Annotated in this window: 17 protein-coding genes; 8 read left to right on the forward strand and 9 right to left on the reverse strand. The window is 44.5% G+C overall.

Going from position 1 to position 16,710, the window contains the following annotated elements:
- The first annotated feature begins 3 nt into the window (after window positions 1-3).
- A complete protein-coding gene (locus NBH16_RS05080) occupies window positions 4-1,371 on the forward strand; it encodes an MFS transporter (RefSeq protein WP_057326676.1) in 1,368 nt (455 codons plus the stop codon).
- On the opposite strand, the gene NBH16_RS05085 is transcribed toward NBH16_RS05080, so the two are convergent.
- The 4 genes from NBH16_RS05085 to NBH16_RS05100 all read right to left on the reverse strand — a co-directional run bounded on the left by NBH16_RS05085 (window position 1,342) and on the right by NBH16_RS05100 (window position 7,556).
- Window positions 1,342-3,486 carry an HRDC domain-containing protein gene (locus NBH16_RS05085; protein ID WP_121961160.1) on the reverse strand — a complete coding sequence of 715 codons (2,145 nt, stop codon included), beginning with the start codon at window positions 3,484-3,486 and terminating at the stop codon, window positions 1,342-1,344. The two genes, NBH16_RS05080 and NBH16_RS05085, sit on opposite strands and share 30 nt — an antisense overlap.
- Window positions 3,487-3,578: 92 nt before the next feature.
- Entirely contained in the window at window positions 3,579-3,941 is a 363-nt protein-coding gene (locus NBH16_RS05090; RefSeq protein WP_121961161.1) for an MmcQ/YjbR family DNA-binding protein, read from the reverse strand.
- A 21-nt stretch (window positions 3,942-3,962) separates the two neighbouring features.
- Complete coding sequence (locus NBH16_RS05095; RefSeq protein ID WP_502921411.1) at window positions 3,963-5,915, reverse strand: alpha-L-arabinofuranosidase family protein; 1,953 nt, start codon at window positions 5,913-5,915, stop codon at window positions 3,963-3,965.
- A gap of 42 nt (window positions 5,916-5,957) precedes the next feature.
- A complete protein-coding gene (locus NBH16_RS05100) occupies window positions 5,958-7,556 on the reverse strand; it encodes an aspartate:alanine exchanger family transporter (protein WP_121961163.1) in 1,599 nt (532 codons plus the stop codon).
- A 130-nt stretch (window positions 7,557-7,686) separates the two neighbouring features.
- On the opposite strand from NBH16_RS05100, the gene truA reads away from it, so the two are divergent.
- The 3 genes from truA to NBH16_RS05115 are packed head-to-tail and all read left to right on the forward strand — an operon-like array spanning window position 7,687 to window position 9,986.
- Window positions 7,687-8,445 (forward strand): tRNA pseudouridine(38-40) synthase TruA, encoded by a 759-nt coding sequence (gene truA, locus NBH16_RS05105; protein WP_005854725.1) that lies wholly within the window; start codon window positions 7,687-7,689, stop codon window positions 8,443-8,445.
- Between the two features lie 3 nt (window positions 8,446-8,448).
- A complete protein-coding gene (locus NBH16_RS05110; protein WP_005864820.1) occupies window positions 8,449-9,345 on the forward strand; it encodes a DMT family transporter in 897 nt (298 codons plus the stop codon).
- Window positions 9,346-9,356: 11 nt separating this feature from the next.
- Window positions 9,357-9,986, forward strand: a complete 630-nt coding sequence (locus NBH16_RS05115; protein ID WP_005864822.1) for a DUF3256 family protein — start codon at window positions 9,357-9,359, stop codon at window positions 9,984-9,986.
- Between the two features lie 109 nt (window positions 9,987-10,095).
- Here the strand turns inward: NBH16_RS05115 and NBH16_RS05120 are convergent, their stop codons facing one another.
- From NBH16_RS05120 to NBH16_RS05140, 5 genes are all read right to left on the reverse strand, one after another.
- Window positions 10,096-10,938, reverse strand: coding sequence for a PepSY-like domain-containing protein (locus NBH16_RS05120; RefSeq protein WP_005864824.1), 843 nt, complete (start codon window positions 10,936-10,938; stop codon window positions 10,096-10,098).
- A gap of 49 nt (window positions 10,939-10,987) precedes the next feature.
- Entirely contained in the window at window positions 10,988-11,431 is a 444-nt protein-coding gene (locus NBH16_RS05125; RefSeq protein WP_005864826.1) for a PepSY-like domain-containing protein, read from the reverse strand.
- Window positions 11,432-11,498: 67 nt separating this feature from the next.
- Window positions 11,499-12,770, reverse strand: a complete 1,272-nt coding sequence (locus tag NBH16_RS05130; protein ID WP_008780170.1) for a sensor histidine kinase — start codon at window positions 12,768-12,770, stop codon at window positions 11,499-11,501.
- Window positions 12,771-12,772: 2 nt separating this feature from the next.
- Window positions 12,773-13,453, reverse strand: a complete 681-nt coding sequence (locus NBH16_RS05135) for a response regulator transcription factor (RefSeq protein ID WP_121961818.1) — start codon at window positions 13,451-13,453, stop codon at window positions 12,773-12,775.
- Between the two features lie 77 nt (window positions 13,454-13,530).
- Window positions 13,531-13,983 (reverse strand): PepSY-like domain-containing protein, encoded by a 453-nt coding sequence (locus NBH16_RS05140; protein ID WP_121961817.1) that lies wholly within the window; start codon window positions 13,981-13,983, stop codon window positions 13,531-13,533.
- Window positions 13,984-14,052: 69 nt separating this feature from the next.
- Between NBH16_RS05140 and NBH16_RS05145 the strand changes: the two genes are divergently transcribed.
- Genes NBH16_RS05145 through NBH16_RS05160 form a run of 4 tightly spaced genes read left to right on the forward strand, consistent with a single transcriptional unit; the run spans window position 14,053 to window position 16,545 of the window.
- Entirely contained in the window at window positions 14,053-14,604 is a 552-nt protein-coding gene (locus NBH16_RS05145) for a GFO_1088 family ECF-type sigma factor (RefSeq protein WP_081024228.1), read from the forward strand.
- Window positions 14,595-15,140, forward strand: coding sequence for a PG0215 family putative anti-sigma factor (locus NBH16_RS05150; RefSeq protein WP_048927640.1), 546 nt, complete (start codon window positions 14,595-14,597; stop codon window positions 15,138-15,140). Before NBH16_RS05145 ends, NBH16_RS05150 begins: the two co-directional genes overlap by 10 nt.
- Before the next feature lie 13 nt (window positions 15,141-15,153).
- Window positions 15,154-15,618 (forward strand): DUF6108 family protein, encoded by a 465-nt coding sequence (locus NBH16_RS05155; RefSeq protein ID WP_005854747.1) that lies wholly within the window; start codon window positions 15,154-15,156, stop codon window positions 15,616-15,618.
- Window positions 15,619-15,639: 21 nt separating this feature from the next.
- A complete protein-coding gene (locus NBH16_RS05160) occupies window positions 15,640-16,545 on the forward strand; it encodes a Rossmann-fold NAD(P)-binding domain-containing protein (RefSeq protein WP_008773404.1) in 906 nt (301 codons plus the stop codon).
- Window positions 16,546-16,710: the final 165 nt, after the last annotated feature.

Consider the following 16,710-nt stretch of genomic DNA (forward strand, 5'->3'; position numbering starts at 1 on the left):
AATATGATACGATTTATACCGAGGCGCTATTGGGCAGTAATAGCGGTTGCGTTGGCATTAATCATGTCCGTGTTGGACGGCACGATTGTCAACGTGGCGCTTCCTACCTTGTCCCGTGAATTCGGGACATCCCCTTCCTCCACGATCTGGATTGTCAACGCTTATCAGCTAACGATTACGATGTCTCTTTTATCGTTCTCCGCTTTGGGAGATATTTATGGATATAAGCGGATTTTCTTGATCGGGACGACAATATTCTGCTCAACGTCATTATTCTGTGCCTTATCCTCGTCTTTCGCCATGTTGACGGTCGCGAGAATATTGCAAGGGATCGGAGCCTCGGCTATCATGAGCGTGACGACCGCTTTACTTCGTATTATTTATCCTCCTCAATATATAGGGCGGGGAATGAGTATCAATGCCATGGTCGTGGCGGTATCGATTGCTGCCGGGCCGTCGTTGGCGGGCGCTATCTTATCAGTCGCTTCTTGGAATTGGTTGTTCGCTATCAACGTACCTTTAGGGATTTGCGCGATTATAACGGGTTATTTTCTTTTGCCTCAAAATCCTTGCAAGGATGGGCCGAAACGAAAGTTTGATAAGATCGGTGGAATCTCGAATGCCTTGACTTTCGGATTGCTGATTTATTCGTTGGAAGGCATCGCCCATCATGAGAACTGGAGAATGATCGCTTTACAGGTTCTTCTTCTATTGGTGATCGGAACATTTTTTATCCGCAGGCAACTACGGCAGGAGGTTCCGATATTGCCATTGGACTTGATGCGGATTCCGATATTCGCCTTGTCCGTATTATCCTCGATTACTTCATTTACGGCACAGTTGTTGGCGATGGTATCATTACCCTTTTATTTGCAAAATGTAGCCGGCAGAAATGAGGTGGAGACGGGGCTGCTGTTGACTCCTTGGCCGGTAGCGACGATCTTGACCGCTCCGGTAGCCGGGAGGCTGATCGAGAAATATCATCCCGGATTGTTAGGCGGTATCGGAATGGTGGTGTATGCGACCGGACTTCTTCTATTGGCTTTATTGCCGGGGCAACCCACCAATATGGACATCGCTTGGCGATTGATGCTTTGCGGTATGGGCTTCGGCCTGTTCCAGACCCCGAATAATAGTACGATGATATCGGCCGCCCCTCGTTCCCGGAGTGGTGGGGCGAACGGTATGCAAGGTACGGCACGACTGCTGGGGCAAACGCTGGGGACGACATTTGTCGCTTTGATCTTTAGTGTCACCTCTGCGACCGATAGTATGCCGGTTTGTATGTATGTGGCGGTCGGTTTCGCTTTAGTCGCCGCTATCGTGAGTTGTCTCCGTATCTCACAGCCCGTTCCCATGCGTGGAAGGTGAGTAGGAAGATACGATTTCTAATAGGGTCTCACCGTAGTTCTCTATGATCTTTTTGCCGATTCCGGGTATCTTCAACAGTTCTTTCGAGTTCGTGGGCAAAGTGTTGCAAACGCCAATTAAGGCTTTCTGTTGCAAGATCGTGTAAGGAGGCAACTCCTTTTCTACGGCAAGCTCGTATCTCCATTGTTTCAAACGGGCATATAGCTCAGGATGTAAGACATCCGTGGAGACGGGGATCTTTTCCGCTTCCGTCGATTTCCGTGTCGATTTCCGCTTGCTGGCAACAGCCGACTCCTCAATGTTCGCTTTAGCCTTGGCGGATAGATAGTCGATGAGACGAAAACCATCTTGGCAGGCTTTTAATGTAGCGACCTTGATCGTAAGCTCATCGCTGAAAGCTTTTAATGCGGATGTAAATGCCTTACGGGCCTCTTTATTGTCGATCTCCACGTCGGAAGCCTCTATCAAAGGGAGGCAATAGGTCTCGATCTTTTCCAGAAAGTAAGCGCAACCTTTTCGGATGCGGTCTTGTATATGCTCGTCCGTATCATAGAGATTCGTGCTGGAGATCATACGGGTGAGTTGCTGGCAGAAACGTTCGCCTACTTCTACTATATCCGAACGGAAATAATCCCGTACCCGGGGATATTGGTTGCTTAATTCCGGGTATAGTTTTTGCAGATGGGTGTATGCCGCGTAAGATGTATATTGCAACTTTTGTTGTACGGGATTGAAGTCGAATAGCTCGGTTGCCAATCTCAAATAATACTGTTGTTGGGCTTGACGCAGTTGGTCTTCACACGGTTGACGCTCCGAGAGGGAAGAGGTATAACTTAATATCTTCTCATCGCTAATCATGGCGTTTCGAGTGATCGGGCTACTCAATACCATTCCTTCCAATGTCTTGCAACGGCTCAAGGCAACGTAGACTTGTCCGTGTGAGAAGGCGGCGGATGCGTCGATGATGGCATGTTCGAAAGTCAAGCCTTGGCTTTTATGGATCGTGATCGCCCAAGCGGTTTTCAGTGGGTATTGGCTGAAAGAGCCGGCGATTGTTTCCGTGATATCCTTCGTGTTCTCGTCGATCGTATATTTCACGTTTGTCCATGTCTCCCGGTCTACGGTGATATCGTTTCCTAATTCGTCGGATACGATAATCTTGCTCGGGCTGATGAAGACAATTCGGCCGATCTTTCCGTTATAATATCGTCTTTCGCCGGAAGAGTCGTTTTTTACGAACATGACTTGAGCGTCTTGCTTTAGCTCCAATACCTCGTCGGTCGGGTAGGAGTAAGCCGGAAAGTCATCCTTGATCTCTGCCTTATACGTATAAGCCGGGCCGGGTAATTCTTGCAATTTCCGGTTATTGATTTGCTGGGCTTGATAATTATGGGTTGTCAGTGTGATATAACCCGCTTTGTCATTTGGTTTAAAATTGGGGATATAACGTTGGTTTAAGGTGTGTAGCGTATTCTCGTCGAAGCGGTTTTCCCGGATATTGTTCAATAAGTGTACGAACGTATCGTCCGCTTGGCGATATACTTGAGTTAATTCGATGCAAAGATAATCACTTTCGGAAAGAGCCTTACTGTCAAAAAAGAAGGGAGAGGCGTAATGTTCTCTCAACAAATTCCATTCGTCCTCCTTCGCTACGGGGGCTAATTGTTGTAAATCTCCGATCAATAATAATTGAACGCCCCCAAAGGGTTTATTCCTATCCCGGTAACGACGTAGCATATCACTGATAGCGTCCAGCAAATCGGCACGTACCATACTGACCTCATCAATAACGAGCAGGTCCATACTACGGATGATATTGATCTTATCCCGGCTGAATTTATGAGAATAGGATTTATTTTGCCCGGAGGCCATTTCGCTACCCGGTATATACGGTCCGAAAGGTAGCTGAAAGAAGGAGTGAATGGTTACCCCTCCCGCGTTAATCGCCGCCACTCCGGTAGGTGCTACCACAATCATCCGTTTTGGGGAAGTCTCTTTAAGTTTTTTCAAGAATGTGGTCTTTCCTGTTCCCGCTTTTCCGGTAAGGAAGATGTTGGTTCCGGTATTTTCCAGATAGTTGAAGGCAAGGTCCAATTGTAAATTTGTTTGCATCATATTTAAGTCGTTTAGGTGAATTCACAAATGTACGTATAATCTTTCAAACGTCCTTCTCAAATGGAAAATAAACGGAGTAACTGCGCTAAAATCTACATCCCTTTTTCCTTTTTAGGAAGAGATTGATATACGATATCGTAGGATTGTTTTATAAGCTCTTTGATCTTGTTGTCGGGTACATCTTGATTAAAATAGATACTAATCCAGTATTTTTTATTCATATGCCAACCGGGTGTTATTCCTGAATATCGGGCTTGTAATTCACCCGACTCATTGGGATCGCATTTAATACAACAAAAATCAAATACTTCGATATTCACAAAACAAAACCATTTACTTCCTACATAAAAGCAAAGAACGTCCCGACTGTATTTATCAGGGACATTCGTGAAAGGCATTTTTTCATAAACACCATTCAACGAAAGGCAATATTCCCTAAACTCTTCAATATTCATAACTTTCGTATGTATGATAGATTATAGCGATATCCTATAGACTAAGAAACTTAATGGTTGGACGGAGACTTCAGTAGCGGGAGCCTCTAGTTCCACCGCTGATTCAATGGGTATGACTGTTTCCGGTTTACCCAATGTATTCTTCGCTTCTAGGTCTGAGGCATGTAAGACTGTCAACTTTCCTTTATGCTTGCCGGATGAGATTCCGTTTAGGTTTAATTTGATTTTTTTGCTCTGGATGCTGGTATTGACGATTTTGATGATGAACTCGTTTGTGCCTTTGTCGAAAGCGGCTGTGGCGAATAGCTCGCTTTGCCCGGTAACGGCTTCTTTGTTCATCGTCAGGGGCAATACGTTTGTTCCAGCATTGTGCCCGTATAATTGTTGTACATAGTAGTTAGGAGTTTTCACGATGTTTAGGTTGTCGAACCAGATTAAGTCCGGGCGCCATTGCCACGCATCGACATGTGCGAATAAAGGGGCGTATGTGCATAATTCGACCACGTCGGCATTCCGTTCAAGACCGGTCATAAACGCAGCCTCGCATAATGCGGTCAGGAAGCTATTCTCCCGGTTAGTCGGGTGGCAAGCATATTCACCGGCGAACACTTTGGGACCTTGCCGATCATACGAATCATATCGTTTGGCACTATTTAGGAACCATTCAGGTGAGCGATAGAAATGTTCATCCACCAGATCTACTTTTAAGCGTTTCATCTCCGGCCATAGATATTCGAAATCTTTTCCTTCCGAATTGGGACCGGAACTACCAATGATTTTGATCTCCGGATATTTAGCTCGGATGGCTTTCACGAACGGCTCGAGGCGTTCGGGATATAGCGGTCCCCATTGCTCGTTACCGATAGCGATAAATTTCAGATTAAAAGAAGCCGGATGCCCCATATCTGCACGCATTTTGCCCCATTGGGAGGTAACCGGGCCATTGGCGAATTCGATTAAGTCCAAGGCACCGTCTATATAAGGTTGTAATTTATCTACTGGCACATGCTGGTCCATGTCCTCATTCTCAAACTGGCATGACAGCCCGCAATTCAACACAGGCAAGGGCTCGGCTCCGATATCTTCGCTTAATTGGAAATACTCAAAGAATCCCAAACCGTAAGATTGATAATAATCCGGGAATTTCTTGTGAGGAAATGTATAATTCCACCGGTTGATATTGATAGGCCGGTTCTCTACGGGGCCTACCGTATTTTTCCATTGGTAGCGTGTGGCGATGGTTGTACCCTCAACGATACATCCACCCGGAAAACGAAAGATTCCCGGCTTTAGATCTTTCAACGCTTGTGCTAGATCGCGGCGTAGGCCGTTCGTGCGATTGTTGAATGTCTTTTGCGGAAAAAGGGAGATATGTTCCAGATCCAAGGTACCTGCCGTTTCCATCGTGATGCGTAGGCGTGATTTAGCCTCGGTCGCTTTGGGAGACAAGATAACGGAATATTTCTTCCAGTCTTTTCCTTTTATCTCTAGGTGTTGTGTCTCATAAATATCGTTATCTCTATTTACCAATTCGATACGTAGTTTGATCGGGTTATTGGTCTCGGTACGGGCATATAAGGAAAAGTCGTAATTTTCATTAGCTTTTATACCGATACCTTTGAAGCCTTCGTTCTCCAGACCGGTTCCGGTGATTTGTCCGGCATAAGTCAGGGGTGCGTAATGGGGGTTTTTGTCGAAACAGGGATTCTTTTCAGCTATGCTTACATCACCGAAAGGTTCCCAACCTCCCCATGGATTCTCAAACTCGAAGGAGCGGTTCTTGATTAGTTCCGCATACAATCCTCCATCTGCCCCGAAATTGATATCCTCGAAGAAGATTCCATACATAGTTGATTGGATAGGCGCACCTACATTCTGTACATCGATGTCAAACTCATACACAGGCACGATGTCTTGTGCGGTCATGCAGTTTATACCGACACTTAAGAGGAATAAAGTCGCAGTTTTTTTCATGTTCTTTCTTCTCATATTCTGTGTTTTTCAATAAATAAAGATTTAGACAATCAAATTCGCTATCATCTGTATAAACAAGATCAGGAATACTATCGCTATCGGATAAACTGTCGCATAAGCCACGCTTGGGGCTGGGCTGTCTGTCATGGAATCCGCGGCGGCAAGCCCCGGGGTACTGGTCATACCGCCGGCGATTGTTCCGACTAAATCGAGAATGTTGATCTTAAAGAAATAATATCCGGCTAATACAGCTACGATCATAGGGATCATTGTTATAGCGATACCGACTCCGAATAACGTTAAACCGCTTGATTGGAAAGTGGAAACTAGGTTTACACCGGCAGATGTCCCTACTTCGGAGAGGAATAGTAATAACCCCAATTGGCGAAGCAGGTTATTAGCGGAGCCGGACATAGACCAAATGATCGGGCCTGTTTTTCCGATGGCGCTTAATACCAAGGCAACCATAAGGATACCGCCGGTCAGTCCCGGAGAGAATGAGAAAGAATCCGAGAAGGATATATTTAATTTTCCAAACAATACGCCTAATACGATACCCATAGCGATCGGGAAAAAGTCCGTATCTGAAAGACGTTTCTCGTCATTGCCAATGAATTGGGCGAGTTCATTTACGCTTTCTTTCTCGCCGGCGACCATCAACTTATCTCCAAACTTCAACACTAAATTAGGTTCTGGGGAAAGGTCGATTCCGCTTCGACGTACACGGGTTACCGTACAACCGAAAGTTCCTTGTAAATTTAAATGGCCTAGCGATTTATTGATAATGCTCTTATTGGTCAGTAACAGGGATTGCAAGGTCTGTCCGCCACTTAACGGCAGATCTCCCTCGATACGTTCTCCCAACAATAATGTCAGTTGCTCCAAGGCTTTGTCGTTACCTACGGCCTTCAGTAAATCTCCTTCGTTAAGCGTGGTATGGGGAGTTGGCATAGATATGACATTGTCGTGTTTTATACGGGAGACTACCGCTCCGGTCATGGCCCGTACCTGCAATTGAGCCAAACTCTTTCCGCAGATGTTTTTATTCGTGACTTTAAATGCGGCGGTATGTAATGTAGGATATTGGCTTTTCCTTTGGGTTTCCAGCACTTTAGCCTCGGCTATCAAATCCTTGCGAAGCATTTTTGGCAATAGTTTCACGAAAAGGATCACGCCGATTACGCCGAACGGATAAGCGATACCATAGGCGATGGATGCGGCGGATGATTGCGTGGAGTCGATCGCTACCGCCAAACCGGGCGTACTCGTCAATGCCCCGGCGATCAGACCGACGATACTCGGGGTATCGATATCCAAGATATACTTGAATAAGATTCCTGTCAGGCATGCCGAACCGACAATTAATAACGTCAGGATAATGAGTGTCTTGCCTTTGGAACGGAAGGAGTCGAAAAATCCGGGGCCCGCTTGGATACCAATGGTAAAGATGAATAACACCAACCCCATATTCCCTAATTCCTTGGGTATGATAACCCCAAAATGACCGAATAACAGGGCGATGAAAATAACTGCCGATACATCTAGCGAAAGACCTTTGATCTGTATCCGGCCTAGCATGAATCCAAGCGCTATGATCAGAAACAGGGCAAAATAAGAAGACTGAAGTAATGTTTCAAACATGTCAGATAGTTTTGAAGTGAAGCTGTTAAAGATGCAAAATTAAACTTTTTAGTCCATTCAGGCAACGGCTTGGCTGGATTTCTGTACCTTTGTGCCATATTTTAGAAAAGATAAAGTAAAGAGTATAAGCGTGAGACGATATTTTATATATCTGGGGTATAACGGAAAGAATTTTCGGGGTTGGCAGATCCAGCCGAATGGTATGACGGTGCAGCAATCTATAGAGGAGGCCTTGGCCATCTTGATGCGTAAGCCCGTGCCTATTGTGGGGGCCGGCCGTACCGATGCCGGTGTACATGCCCGCTTAATGATCGCCCATTTTGATTGGGAAGGACCGATCGAGGATTTGGCTTTCCTTGCGGAAAAATTAAATAGGCTGCTGCCTAAAGATATCGCCGTTTATAAGATCGTGCCTGTCGTACCGGAAGCGCATGCCCGCTTCGACGCCACTTCACGAACCTATAAATATTATATTACGACCAGGAAAGATCCGTTTAATTATGAGCTGGTTTATAAGCTTCCCGGTCGTTTGGATTTCGAGGCGATGAACGAGGCGTGTAAGGTCTTATTCGATTATATCGATTTTACGAGTTTCAGTAAGTTGCATACGGATGTAAAGACGAATAATTGCCATATCCAACATGCGGGTTGGACGCAAGAAGGGGATATTTGGGTGTTTACGATCCGTGCAGACCGTTTCCTTCGTAATATGGTGCGTGCGATCGTTGGTACTTTATTGGAAGTCGGAAGAGGACGTTTAACGATAGACGGCTTCCGAAACGTGATTGAGGCAAAGGATCGTTGCAAGGCCGGAACCTCCGTGCCGGGACACGCCCTGTTCTTGGTAGACGTCACGTACCCGGAAGAACTCTTTCCTGTGGAGGGTTAAATCATGTGGTTAGCTCTAGCCTTCCTCTCTGCCTTTTTGTTAGGTTGTTACGAGGTCAATAAGAAAATGTCGTTAAATGGGAATGCCGTTATTCCCGTTTTATTCTTCAATACGCTCATAAGCAGTTTGATTTTCGTCCCGTTCATCTTGCTCTCTTTTTATACGGATTGCTTGGACGGGACGATGGTGTATGTACCCCGTGCCTCTCTGGAGGATCACGTGAAGGTGTTGATAAAAGCGGTGATCGTCTTATCCTCTTGGATATCGGGGTATTTTGCCTTGAAACATTTGCCGCTGACGATAACTGGGCCGATCAAGGCCAGCCAGCCCGTGCTTACATTACTGGGTGCGATGCTTCTGTTCGGGGAACGGCTGAATCTATTTCAATGGGTCGGAGTCTTGCTTTCTATCGCTTCCTTTTATCTCCTTTCCTCATCGGGGAAGAAAGAGGGGATTCATTTTGCCCATAATAAATGGATCTTCTTCACGGTCCTGTCTATCTTGACCGGGGCGATGAGCGGATTGTATGATAAGCATTTGATGCGTAGCATGGATGTAATGACGGTACAAGTCTGGTTTAATGTCTATCAATGTGTTATCATGTCATTTATCCTGTTGTTTCTATGGTATCCGAACCGGAAAAAGAGCACGCCTTTCCAATGGCGATGGAATATCATCTTTATCTCCGTATTCTTATGCGTTGCTGATTGGGTGTACTTTTATGCCTTGACATTCCCGGATTCCATGATCTCGATCGTATCGATGGTACGTCGGAGTAACGTATTGGTGACATTCTTGGCGGGAGCCATCTTCTTCCATGAAAAAAACTTAAAGAACAAGGCGATCGACTTATTCCTTGTGTTGTTAGGAATGATATTCCTATATTTGGGGACAAAATAGAAAATTAGATAATGAGACGAGTTATAGTTACGTTGTTGATCTGTGTCTTTGCGTTGGGAATGAACGCACAGGATATGACAAGTGTGTTCACGGCGATGCCAGACCAATACATTCCTCAATTGGAGCACGCTTGGCGAAAGGATTTGGTGGATCTTTATACTTCAGGAAAAGAATCCCGGCTGAAAAATACGATGAATGGCTTTTCTACCTTGCAAAAGCTAACGAACGATTACCTTTTGCTACAGACTACGGAGCGTAGCACGGTAGAGATGAAATTACTTCCCTTGGTAAACAATACCTACGTGGTTTGTATGATCTCTACGGTAAACGGCCCGGTTCCGGATAGCCGTATCGAGTTTTTCACGACCAATTGGGAGCCTTTGGCAACATCCGATTTATTCACGCAGCCAACTTCCGATTGGTATATCAAGCAGGGAATGGATAAGAAAGACGAAGCCTATCAAGAGGCCGCCTCACATTTGGATATGGATTTAATTCAATATCGATTGAGTCCGGATGATCAGACTTTGACCGCCATTTATACGACTCCTCAGTATCTGAGCCAAGAGGCTCGTGAGAAAATAGAGCCGTATCTCAGTGAACCGAAAGTCTATACGTGGCAGAAATATCATTTTCAGTAATTCTTTCCTTATCCATCCACTCCGATATAGTTCATGAGGTTTTACTGCAACCCGCTTTGCAGTACTACTGCACGTGGGTTGCAGTAGTACTGCGATAAAGAGTCTTTTTTTAATGGGTAGGAGAGACTAAGATCCCTTCTTCATTAAAAAGAATCGTTATATCTCGGTCTCCTTGCTCCAGCTCGAACTCATAAGAGAGTCCTTCCGCTTTTTGAATGACATGGATATCATCGATTCGATAAGAGGCATATGCGGAGGCCTTGAATGCGGTCATCACGATATCGGGTACTTGGGAAGAGCGTATTTCCCACTCTGTATATAACCATTTGTTCTGGGTATCCAGCCAAACTTCCTTATGGATATTCTCATGAAGGATATCCACCTCGGTACCTTTTGCCTCCGTATCTATCTCAAGGATTGTCGCTCCCGGATACATCTCTGAAATGAGTTCCTTAATAGCGCTGGGGGTAACGGAGGGACGATGCTCGTTGTCGCCGTTACCATCGGTTACTTCCTTGATGAGAATACCGCCTTCCGTATAATGTAGGTCTGCATCTTGCTCGCCATTTTCAACGTCGAGAACGTAAATGGTACCAGCGTCCGGACGTTCTAGCATATCTACATCGTCTATCTTCCATTTAGCGTATAGGCTTGCCTCGAAACTGTTTTTTACGGTTTGGGGCAAAGCCTTGTAAGGAAGATCGGTCTCTGTCAGCATCCAGTTGCCTTGCGGATCAAACCACGCTTCAGCCTCATATGAACCGGTGTAAAATTCTGCTTTGACATAGCCTGCCTCGTTCTCCCAACTGACACGTTGCGCATCCGGATATTTTGTGTCAAAGGCTTTTGTTACAATACTCTCAGGTGTGAATTTGTCATCATCGTCATCACATGACATGAATACGAATGAGCTGCAAACCAAAGTTGCCATTATGAATGCTTTTGTTTTCATACGATTGATTTTAATTAAAAATATATTAATACTTATCTTAGAGTGTCTATTAGTCATCGATATCAATCAAGTTCCCTTTTAAGTCGAATGTCATCTCAAGACCGTTATCTAGCTTTATCTCATAATCCCGTATCTCTTTTTCTATTTTAACAACCTTATTCGATGAATAGTTTTTCTTGATAAGGTCTTGTATTACCTCCGGAATGATCGCTTGCGGGATAGGGAGCCCATGCCGTTTAATCTCTTTCCATTCTCCTTTATGGTTAAACTCAACATTGGTCCCGTCCGTGAGGATCACGTCGTAACTGCTAATCCGGATCAGATTTTTCTCTATTTGGATATGCGATACCGGGATGTCCTTAAAATGATCCGATATGAATTGGCGGCTGGAAACCGGCAATACGTTGGTGTCACTCGTGATCTTATCGTTGCCGGCACAAGCCATGACAGATAATAATGATAAGACTATCAGTAAATAATTGATCCTTTTCATATGCCTTGTTTTTTATTATACCGCAAAGAAAAGGATGCATTTTGGAAAAAATTGGGAATTTCGGCCGTTAATAGAATAATAATGTGAATGTATGCATACCATTTGCGTATTGGTAATCTATCCGGATCGAATATAGATCGACTATTGATTTGACAATGGCCAACCCAAGGCCCGTCGATTCTTGTTGTTTGCTTTGGCTGGCAAAACGGGCAAATAATAATTCCTTATCAAGGGTTTTGTCGATTCCCGTATTTGCGATCGTAAGCATACGGCGAGAGATCGTGATTCCTATATCCCCTTTCTCGTAATTATGGACATAGGCGTTTTTAATGAGATTGGTGATTAACGTAGTGGCCAGCGATTCATTCATGGTGCATACCAAACTCTCTTTTTCTGAAACTCGTAAGTGGAGAGCTTTTCTTTCGTATATGTCATTAATTCCTTCTAATATCTTATGGATAAGATGATTTAGGCAAATATCCCGGGTCTCGGGGAATTGTTTGTTATCTATCCGAGAAAGTAATAGGAGGGATTTATTCAACCGGATGATGCCGTTCAACGCTTGATGCAAGCCAGCGATCTCTTTCAGTTGATCTTCCGTGCAATCTGGATGTTCGCTTAATAATTCTAATTTGTTCATGCATACGGCCAATGGAGTTTGTAACTCGTGGGCGGCATTCTCTACGAAATGTCTTTGTTTGTTGTATAGCTTGTCACTCTGGTTGACGCTTTCTTGAACGGTCTCGTTTAATATCTTAAATTCCTCGATGGGTGTAGGGTTGTTTAATGGAGGATTATATTTGCCTACTTGAAAACTTTTCAGCCAGCTTAATAGCTTATATAAAGGCTTAAAGCTTCTTTTGAATCCTCGATGGATCACGAATAAGATGCAACTTATCAATGCGATATATAAGACGGCCATGCTCCAGATAATCGTCTCGATCATATCTTCTTGTTCTAAGGTGGATAACTCCAGCGTCAGTTCGTAGAATTTACGATCTTTTGTCATGAAATAAGTGCGTAAGGCACGAACCGGTTCGTATTCTTGCTCTATCTCTATGTATACCGTAGTATCGTAGAACTCGTCCTTATCTAGTTTCGCTTCGCTTTCCGGAACCTCACGAATGTAGTACCGGGTCATGATATCCACATGATCTTTCAGCAATGTGCTGTCCGCTAAGGCGGAGCGGATGATAATCTCTTTGTAGTTCTCAAGGCTGTCATTCGTCTCGTCTTCTACCTCATGTAGAATCATAAGGCAGAAAACACATCCCCAAGCGGCGAAAATGACCAATATGGGGACAAATAAATTGCGGAGGGTGTAATGGATTAGCTTCATATTTATTCCTCGTCGGTCATTTTGTAACCGAAGCCATAGACCGCCTTTATTTCGGGGATGGCTCCGGCGGCTTTTAATTTCTTTCGCAAGTTTTTTACTTGGCTATAGATGAAGTCGAAATTATCGGCTTGGTCTATATAATCTCCCCAGACGGACTCGGCTAAAGTAGCTTTGCTGATCAAACGGTTGGGGTTGGATATGAAATAGTAGAGCAGATCGAACTCCTTACGGTTCAATACGATCTCTTTCCCGTTTATATAGACGGAATGTTTATCGGGATATATCGTTAGGTTCGCTAAAGACAGTTGCAATTCCCCATCTTGTTGCTTGCGGCGGATAACGCTCTTGATGCGGGCGTTCAATTCCGCCAGATGGAAAGGCTTGGTCAGATAATCATCGGCCCCAAGATCTAATCCTGTAACTTTATCCTCGATAGAGTCTTTTGCGGAGATAATGATGATGCTGTCTTTCTTGCGTAAGGCCTTTAATTCCTTCAAAAGGGTAAGGCCGCTACCTCCCGGAAGCATGATGTCTAATACGATACAATCGTAATCATAATCATTTATTTTAAGAGAAGCTTCCCGGAAAGAGGAAGCGCTCTCTATCACATATCGTTCTTTCTCAAGAGAACGAACGATAACTTCTCTCAATGCGTTTTCATCTTCGACTACCAGAATTTTCATAGGCTAGCTTGTTAATCATACAAAGCTACTGAAATATTCTGGTAAAAATCTGGAATAAGAAAAGATTCAGTACCGTTCTACTTCAATAATTGGGCCTCTGAGTTAAACGTGAGGCGAACCTCATTGTTCTCATGCTCTAGTTTGAATACGTAAAATGTTCCCGAAGGCTTGTCTATTTGTGTCACCTCATCTATCTTATATTCATGATAAGCCGAATTTGTTAGGTTGTCCATGATGTCTACGGGAACATCTTCGGCATGGATATCGAATTTCGTGCTTAGCCACTCGTTATTTTTGCCGAGCAGAACCTCTTTCTTAACGCCTTTATCCTTGATGTCGACTTCTACACCTGCGGCATCTTTATCGTAATCGGTAATGGTCGCCCCTGGATATTTCATCTGGATAACCTTTTGAATCGCTTGAGGGACCGATTTGTCATCGGAACCTTGTTTCTTTTGTTGGCAACCTACGGTGAGGAATAAGCAGTAGCTCATGAATAAAATGGCTGTAAATGATACTTTTAGTTTCATAACGTTTAAGTTTTCTATTACAAACAAGCGGGTGACAGGCAAAGTTTTTTCCAAATAAGTTAATTTTCCATGATATGTTTTTCTTCCTTTGTCGTCTTGATTATAGAAATGGAACTTGAGACGTTTAAAATAACCGTACTACCTCTCCGGCAGAAGATGTTGAATTTCTCCCAGAGACTGGTTGAGGACACAGCCGATGCTGAGGATGTGGTGCAAGAGGCATTCATAAAGCTTTGGTATATCCGGGAAAAACTGGATGCCTACCATAGCGTGGAGGCGCTGGCTATGCAGGTTACGAAAAATCTCTCATTGGATAAGATAAAGTTGCGAAAGCCGCAGGGATCGGAGTTGGAGAGCGTTACGTTGGTATCGGATGCGGTAAGCCCCGACGAACAACTGGAGCAAAGGGATGCCGCCGAATGCATACGGCACTTGATCGCCCAGTTGCCCGCTTTGCAGCAAACCATTATCCGGATGAAGGATGTAGAGGGCTATGAGTTAGCCGAGATTGCGGAGATCACGGCTACACCGGTCGAGAATGTCCGGGTGAATCTCTCAAGGGCTCGGAAAAAGATACGGGAACAGTTTTTACAATTAAATAAACAAGAGAAATGGACATAGACGAGTTATTAAACCGATATTTTGAAGGAGAAACCTCTTCGGAAGAAGAGCGGGAACTTCGAGCCTTCTTTACTTCCGGGAATGTTCCGGACAGGTTGGCGGTCTATACGCCTATGTTTGCCTATTTGGAGGAAGAGAGCCGGAAGGAGCGACAGCCGGATGAGGCATTGATTCCGATTGATGAGGATATCCTTTTTATGCTGGATGCGGAAAAGGTGGAGGAAAAGAAGACGTTTACTTTACGATCCGTGTTGTATTTGGTATCCGGTATCGCCGCCAGTTTCTTGCTGCTTTTGGGGCTTAACCATCTGTTGAATCCGGTAGATCCTTGCTTCTGCTCGGATAATTATGTCGTTATAAACGGTCGTTGTTATACGGATATTCATAAAGTTCGCTCCATGGCGCTGGAAGCTTTGCAGGAGGTGGCCACACCTGCGGATGAGTACTTTCCGGAAGCGGATCGTGATGAGGCCGACCGTATGATTATTGATAACCAATTGAACGAGCTTCGTTCTTTATTTGATGATAATGAATAAAAATACTGTAAATATGAGACGGTTCAAATACATGTTATGGTTGCTGGTGGCGGTATTTTGCTTAATGCCTTGTGGTGTCTCGGCTGCCGAGACACAGAAAGACTTGAAGATTCAGGAAGTCTTTCAACGATATGGCAAAAAACGTAATGTCACGATGGTGGAGTTGTCTAACGAGATGTTGGAAACGTATGGCATGACTCGTTATAAGAGTATTACGATCAAAGATGATCCGGAAGCCCTGCGGTTTACCCGCCAATGTCTGGAAGCGGACCAGAAAGGGGCCCGGAAGATCAAAGAGGTGACGGACGATGGAGGGGTAGTCTCCGCTTATTACCAGTTGAAGGGCGTAGAAGCAGATATCAACCGTTTTGTCCTTTTTAAGGTCAGCAAGAAAGGGGTAATAACCTTGGTGTACATTGAGGGAGATTTGGATAGTGATGATTTAATCACGCTATTATTTACGAAGAAAGATTTATAAACAAACAAAACAGATAGGAAGATGAAAAGAATACTTTTAGTCTTAATGGCTTGCTTCCCGGTAATCGGGTTGATGGCCGCTGAGGTTGAGCCTTTGGCTGGGGATACGATTATCACCCTTGAGAGAAAACGTATCGAGGTGAAAGATAATGGCGATCGCATGAAAGTCAGGGTGTATGAGGTAGACGAGGATGGTGATTCCGTGGACGACGAGTTGATCTTCGAAGGGCATTACCGGGACGGACAAAGCTATGAACGCCGTAAACACGTGAAGTCTATCAATATCCCTGTGCCTACTTGGGATAAGGACTTCAATCCGCATTGGGCCGGTTTTGGAATGGGCTTCGCGAACTTTGCGGATGGGAGTTTACATGTAAATGATGTAGACGGAGTCTCCCTTCGTAGTGGAAACTCATTGGAATATAATTTGAATGTATTGGAAAAAGCGTTCCCGTTCTCTCGGTATCGTTGGGCAGTGGTGATCGGTGCCGGTATGCGTTGGAGCCGTTACCGTATAGATTCGAATGAGTATTTCAAGGAGATAGACGGTGTTACGGCTTTACGTCCGGCTCCTGAGGGTGTTACGTTGAAAGCGAGTAAGTTGAATATCACGAGTCTGACCATTCCGTTGTTATTGGAATGGCAACCTAAAAAGCGTTCGAGTGAATTCTTCTTGTCTGCGGGTGTAGTCGGTGTGATCAAGACTTGTTCTTCCTCGAAGATCGTATATAATGACGCTTCCGGTAAAAAGCACAAAGAGAAAATGGATTCCGGTATGAATATCCGTCCGGTAACTATGGATTTCTTATTTCAAGCCGGTTGGGATTGGATCGGTCTTTACGCCAAGTACTCACCGATCGACCTCTTTGAAAATGGGAAAGGTCCGAAGGTGCATCCGGTTTCTATCGGCTTGCAGTTGCATTTGTAGATCGTTGAGGTTTTACGGAAAAAGAATGTACGATATGCCGGATCTTGTTAACCAAGGTTCGGCATTTATCTTGAAAAAACTTATTTTATACTTTTTTGATGGGGATCGGGAAGTATTGCAAACTTATCCGGCGATATGGCCATTTCTTAATCGTGGAAATAAGAT

This window comes from Parabacteroides sp. Y3-G-102 (assembly GCF_023656845.1).
In the GTDB taxonomy this organism is placed as follows: domain Bacteria; phylum Bacteroidota; class Bacteroidia; order Bacteroidales; family Tannerellaceae; genus Parabacteroides; species Parabacteroides distasonis.

Bases quoted from the DNA above. Each gene is read 5' to 3' on its own strand.
- NBH16_RS05080 (WP_057326676.1), top strand. From the start codon at position 4: ATGATACGATTTATACCGAGGCGCTATTGGGCAGTAATAGCGGTTGCG.
- NBH16_RS05085 (WP_121961160.1), bottom strand. From the start codon at position 3,486: ATGATGCAAACAAATTTACAATTGGACCTTGCCTTCAACTATCTGGAA.
- NBH16_RS05090 (WP_121961161.1), bottom strand. From the start codon at position 3,941: ATGAATATTGAAGAGTTTAGGGAATATTGCCTTTCGTTGAATGGTGTT.
- NBH16_RS05095 (WP_502921411.1), bottom strand. From the start codon at position 5,915: ATGAAAAAAACTGCGACTTTATTCCTCTTAAGTGTCGGTATAAACTGC.
- NBH16_RS05100 (WP_121961163.1), bottom strand. From the start codon at position 7,556: ATGTTTGAAACATTACTTCAGTCTTCTTATTTTGCCCTGTTTCTGATC.
- NBH16_RS05110 (WP_005864820.1), top strand. From the start codon at position 8,449: ATGTGGTTAGCTCTAGCCTTCCTCTCTGCCTTTTTGTTAGGTTGTTAC.
- NBH16_RS05115 (WP_005864822.1), top strand. From the start codon at position 9,357: ATGAGACGAGTTATAGTTACGTTGTTGATCTGTGTCTTTGCGTTGGGA.
- NBH16_RS05120 (WP_005864824.1), bottom strand. From the start codon at position 10,938: ATGAAAACAAAAGCATTCATAATGGCAACTTTGGTTTGCAGCTCATTC.
- NBH16_RS05125 (WP_005864826.1), bottom strand. From the start codon at position 11,431: ATGAAAAGGATCAATTATTTACTGATAGTCTTATCATTATTATCTGTC.
- NBH16_RS05130 (WP_008780170.1), bottom strand. From the start codon at position 12,770: ATGAAGCTAATCCATTACACCCTCCGCAATTTATTTGTCCCCATATTG.
- NBH16_RS05135 (WP_121961818.1), bottom strand. From the start codon at position 13,453: ATGAAAATTCTGGTAGTCGAAGATGAAAACGCATTGAGAGAAGTTATC.
- NBH16_RS05140 (WP_121961817.1), bottom strand. From the start codon at position 13,983: ATGAAACTAAAAGTATCATTTACAGCCATTTTATTCATGAGCTACTGC.
- NBH16_RS05145 (WP_081024228.1), top strand. From the start codon at position 14,053: ATGATATGTTTTTCTTCCTTTGTCGTCTTGATTATAGAAATGGAACTT.
- NBH16_RS05150 (WP_048927640.1), top strand. From the start codon at position 14,595: ATGGACATAGACGAGTTATTAAACCGATATTTTGAAGGAGAAACCTCT.
- NBH16_RS05155 (WP_005854747.1), top strand. From the start codon at position 15,154: ATGAGACGGTTCAAATACATGTTATGGTTGCTGGTGGCGGTATTTTGC.
- NBH16_RS05160 (WP_008773404.1), top strand. From the start codon at position 15,640: ATGAAAAGAATACTTTTAGTCTTAATGGCTTGCTTCCCGGTAATCGGG.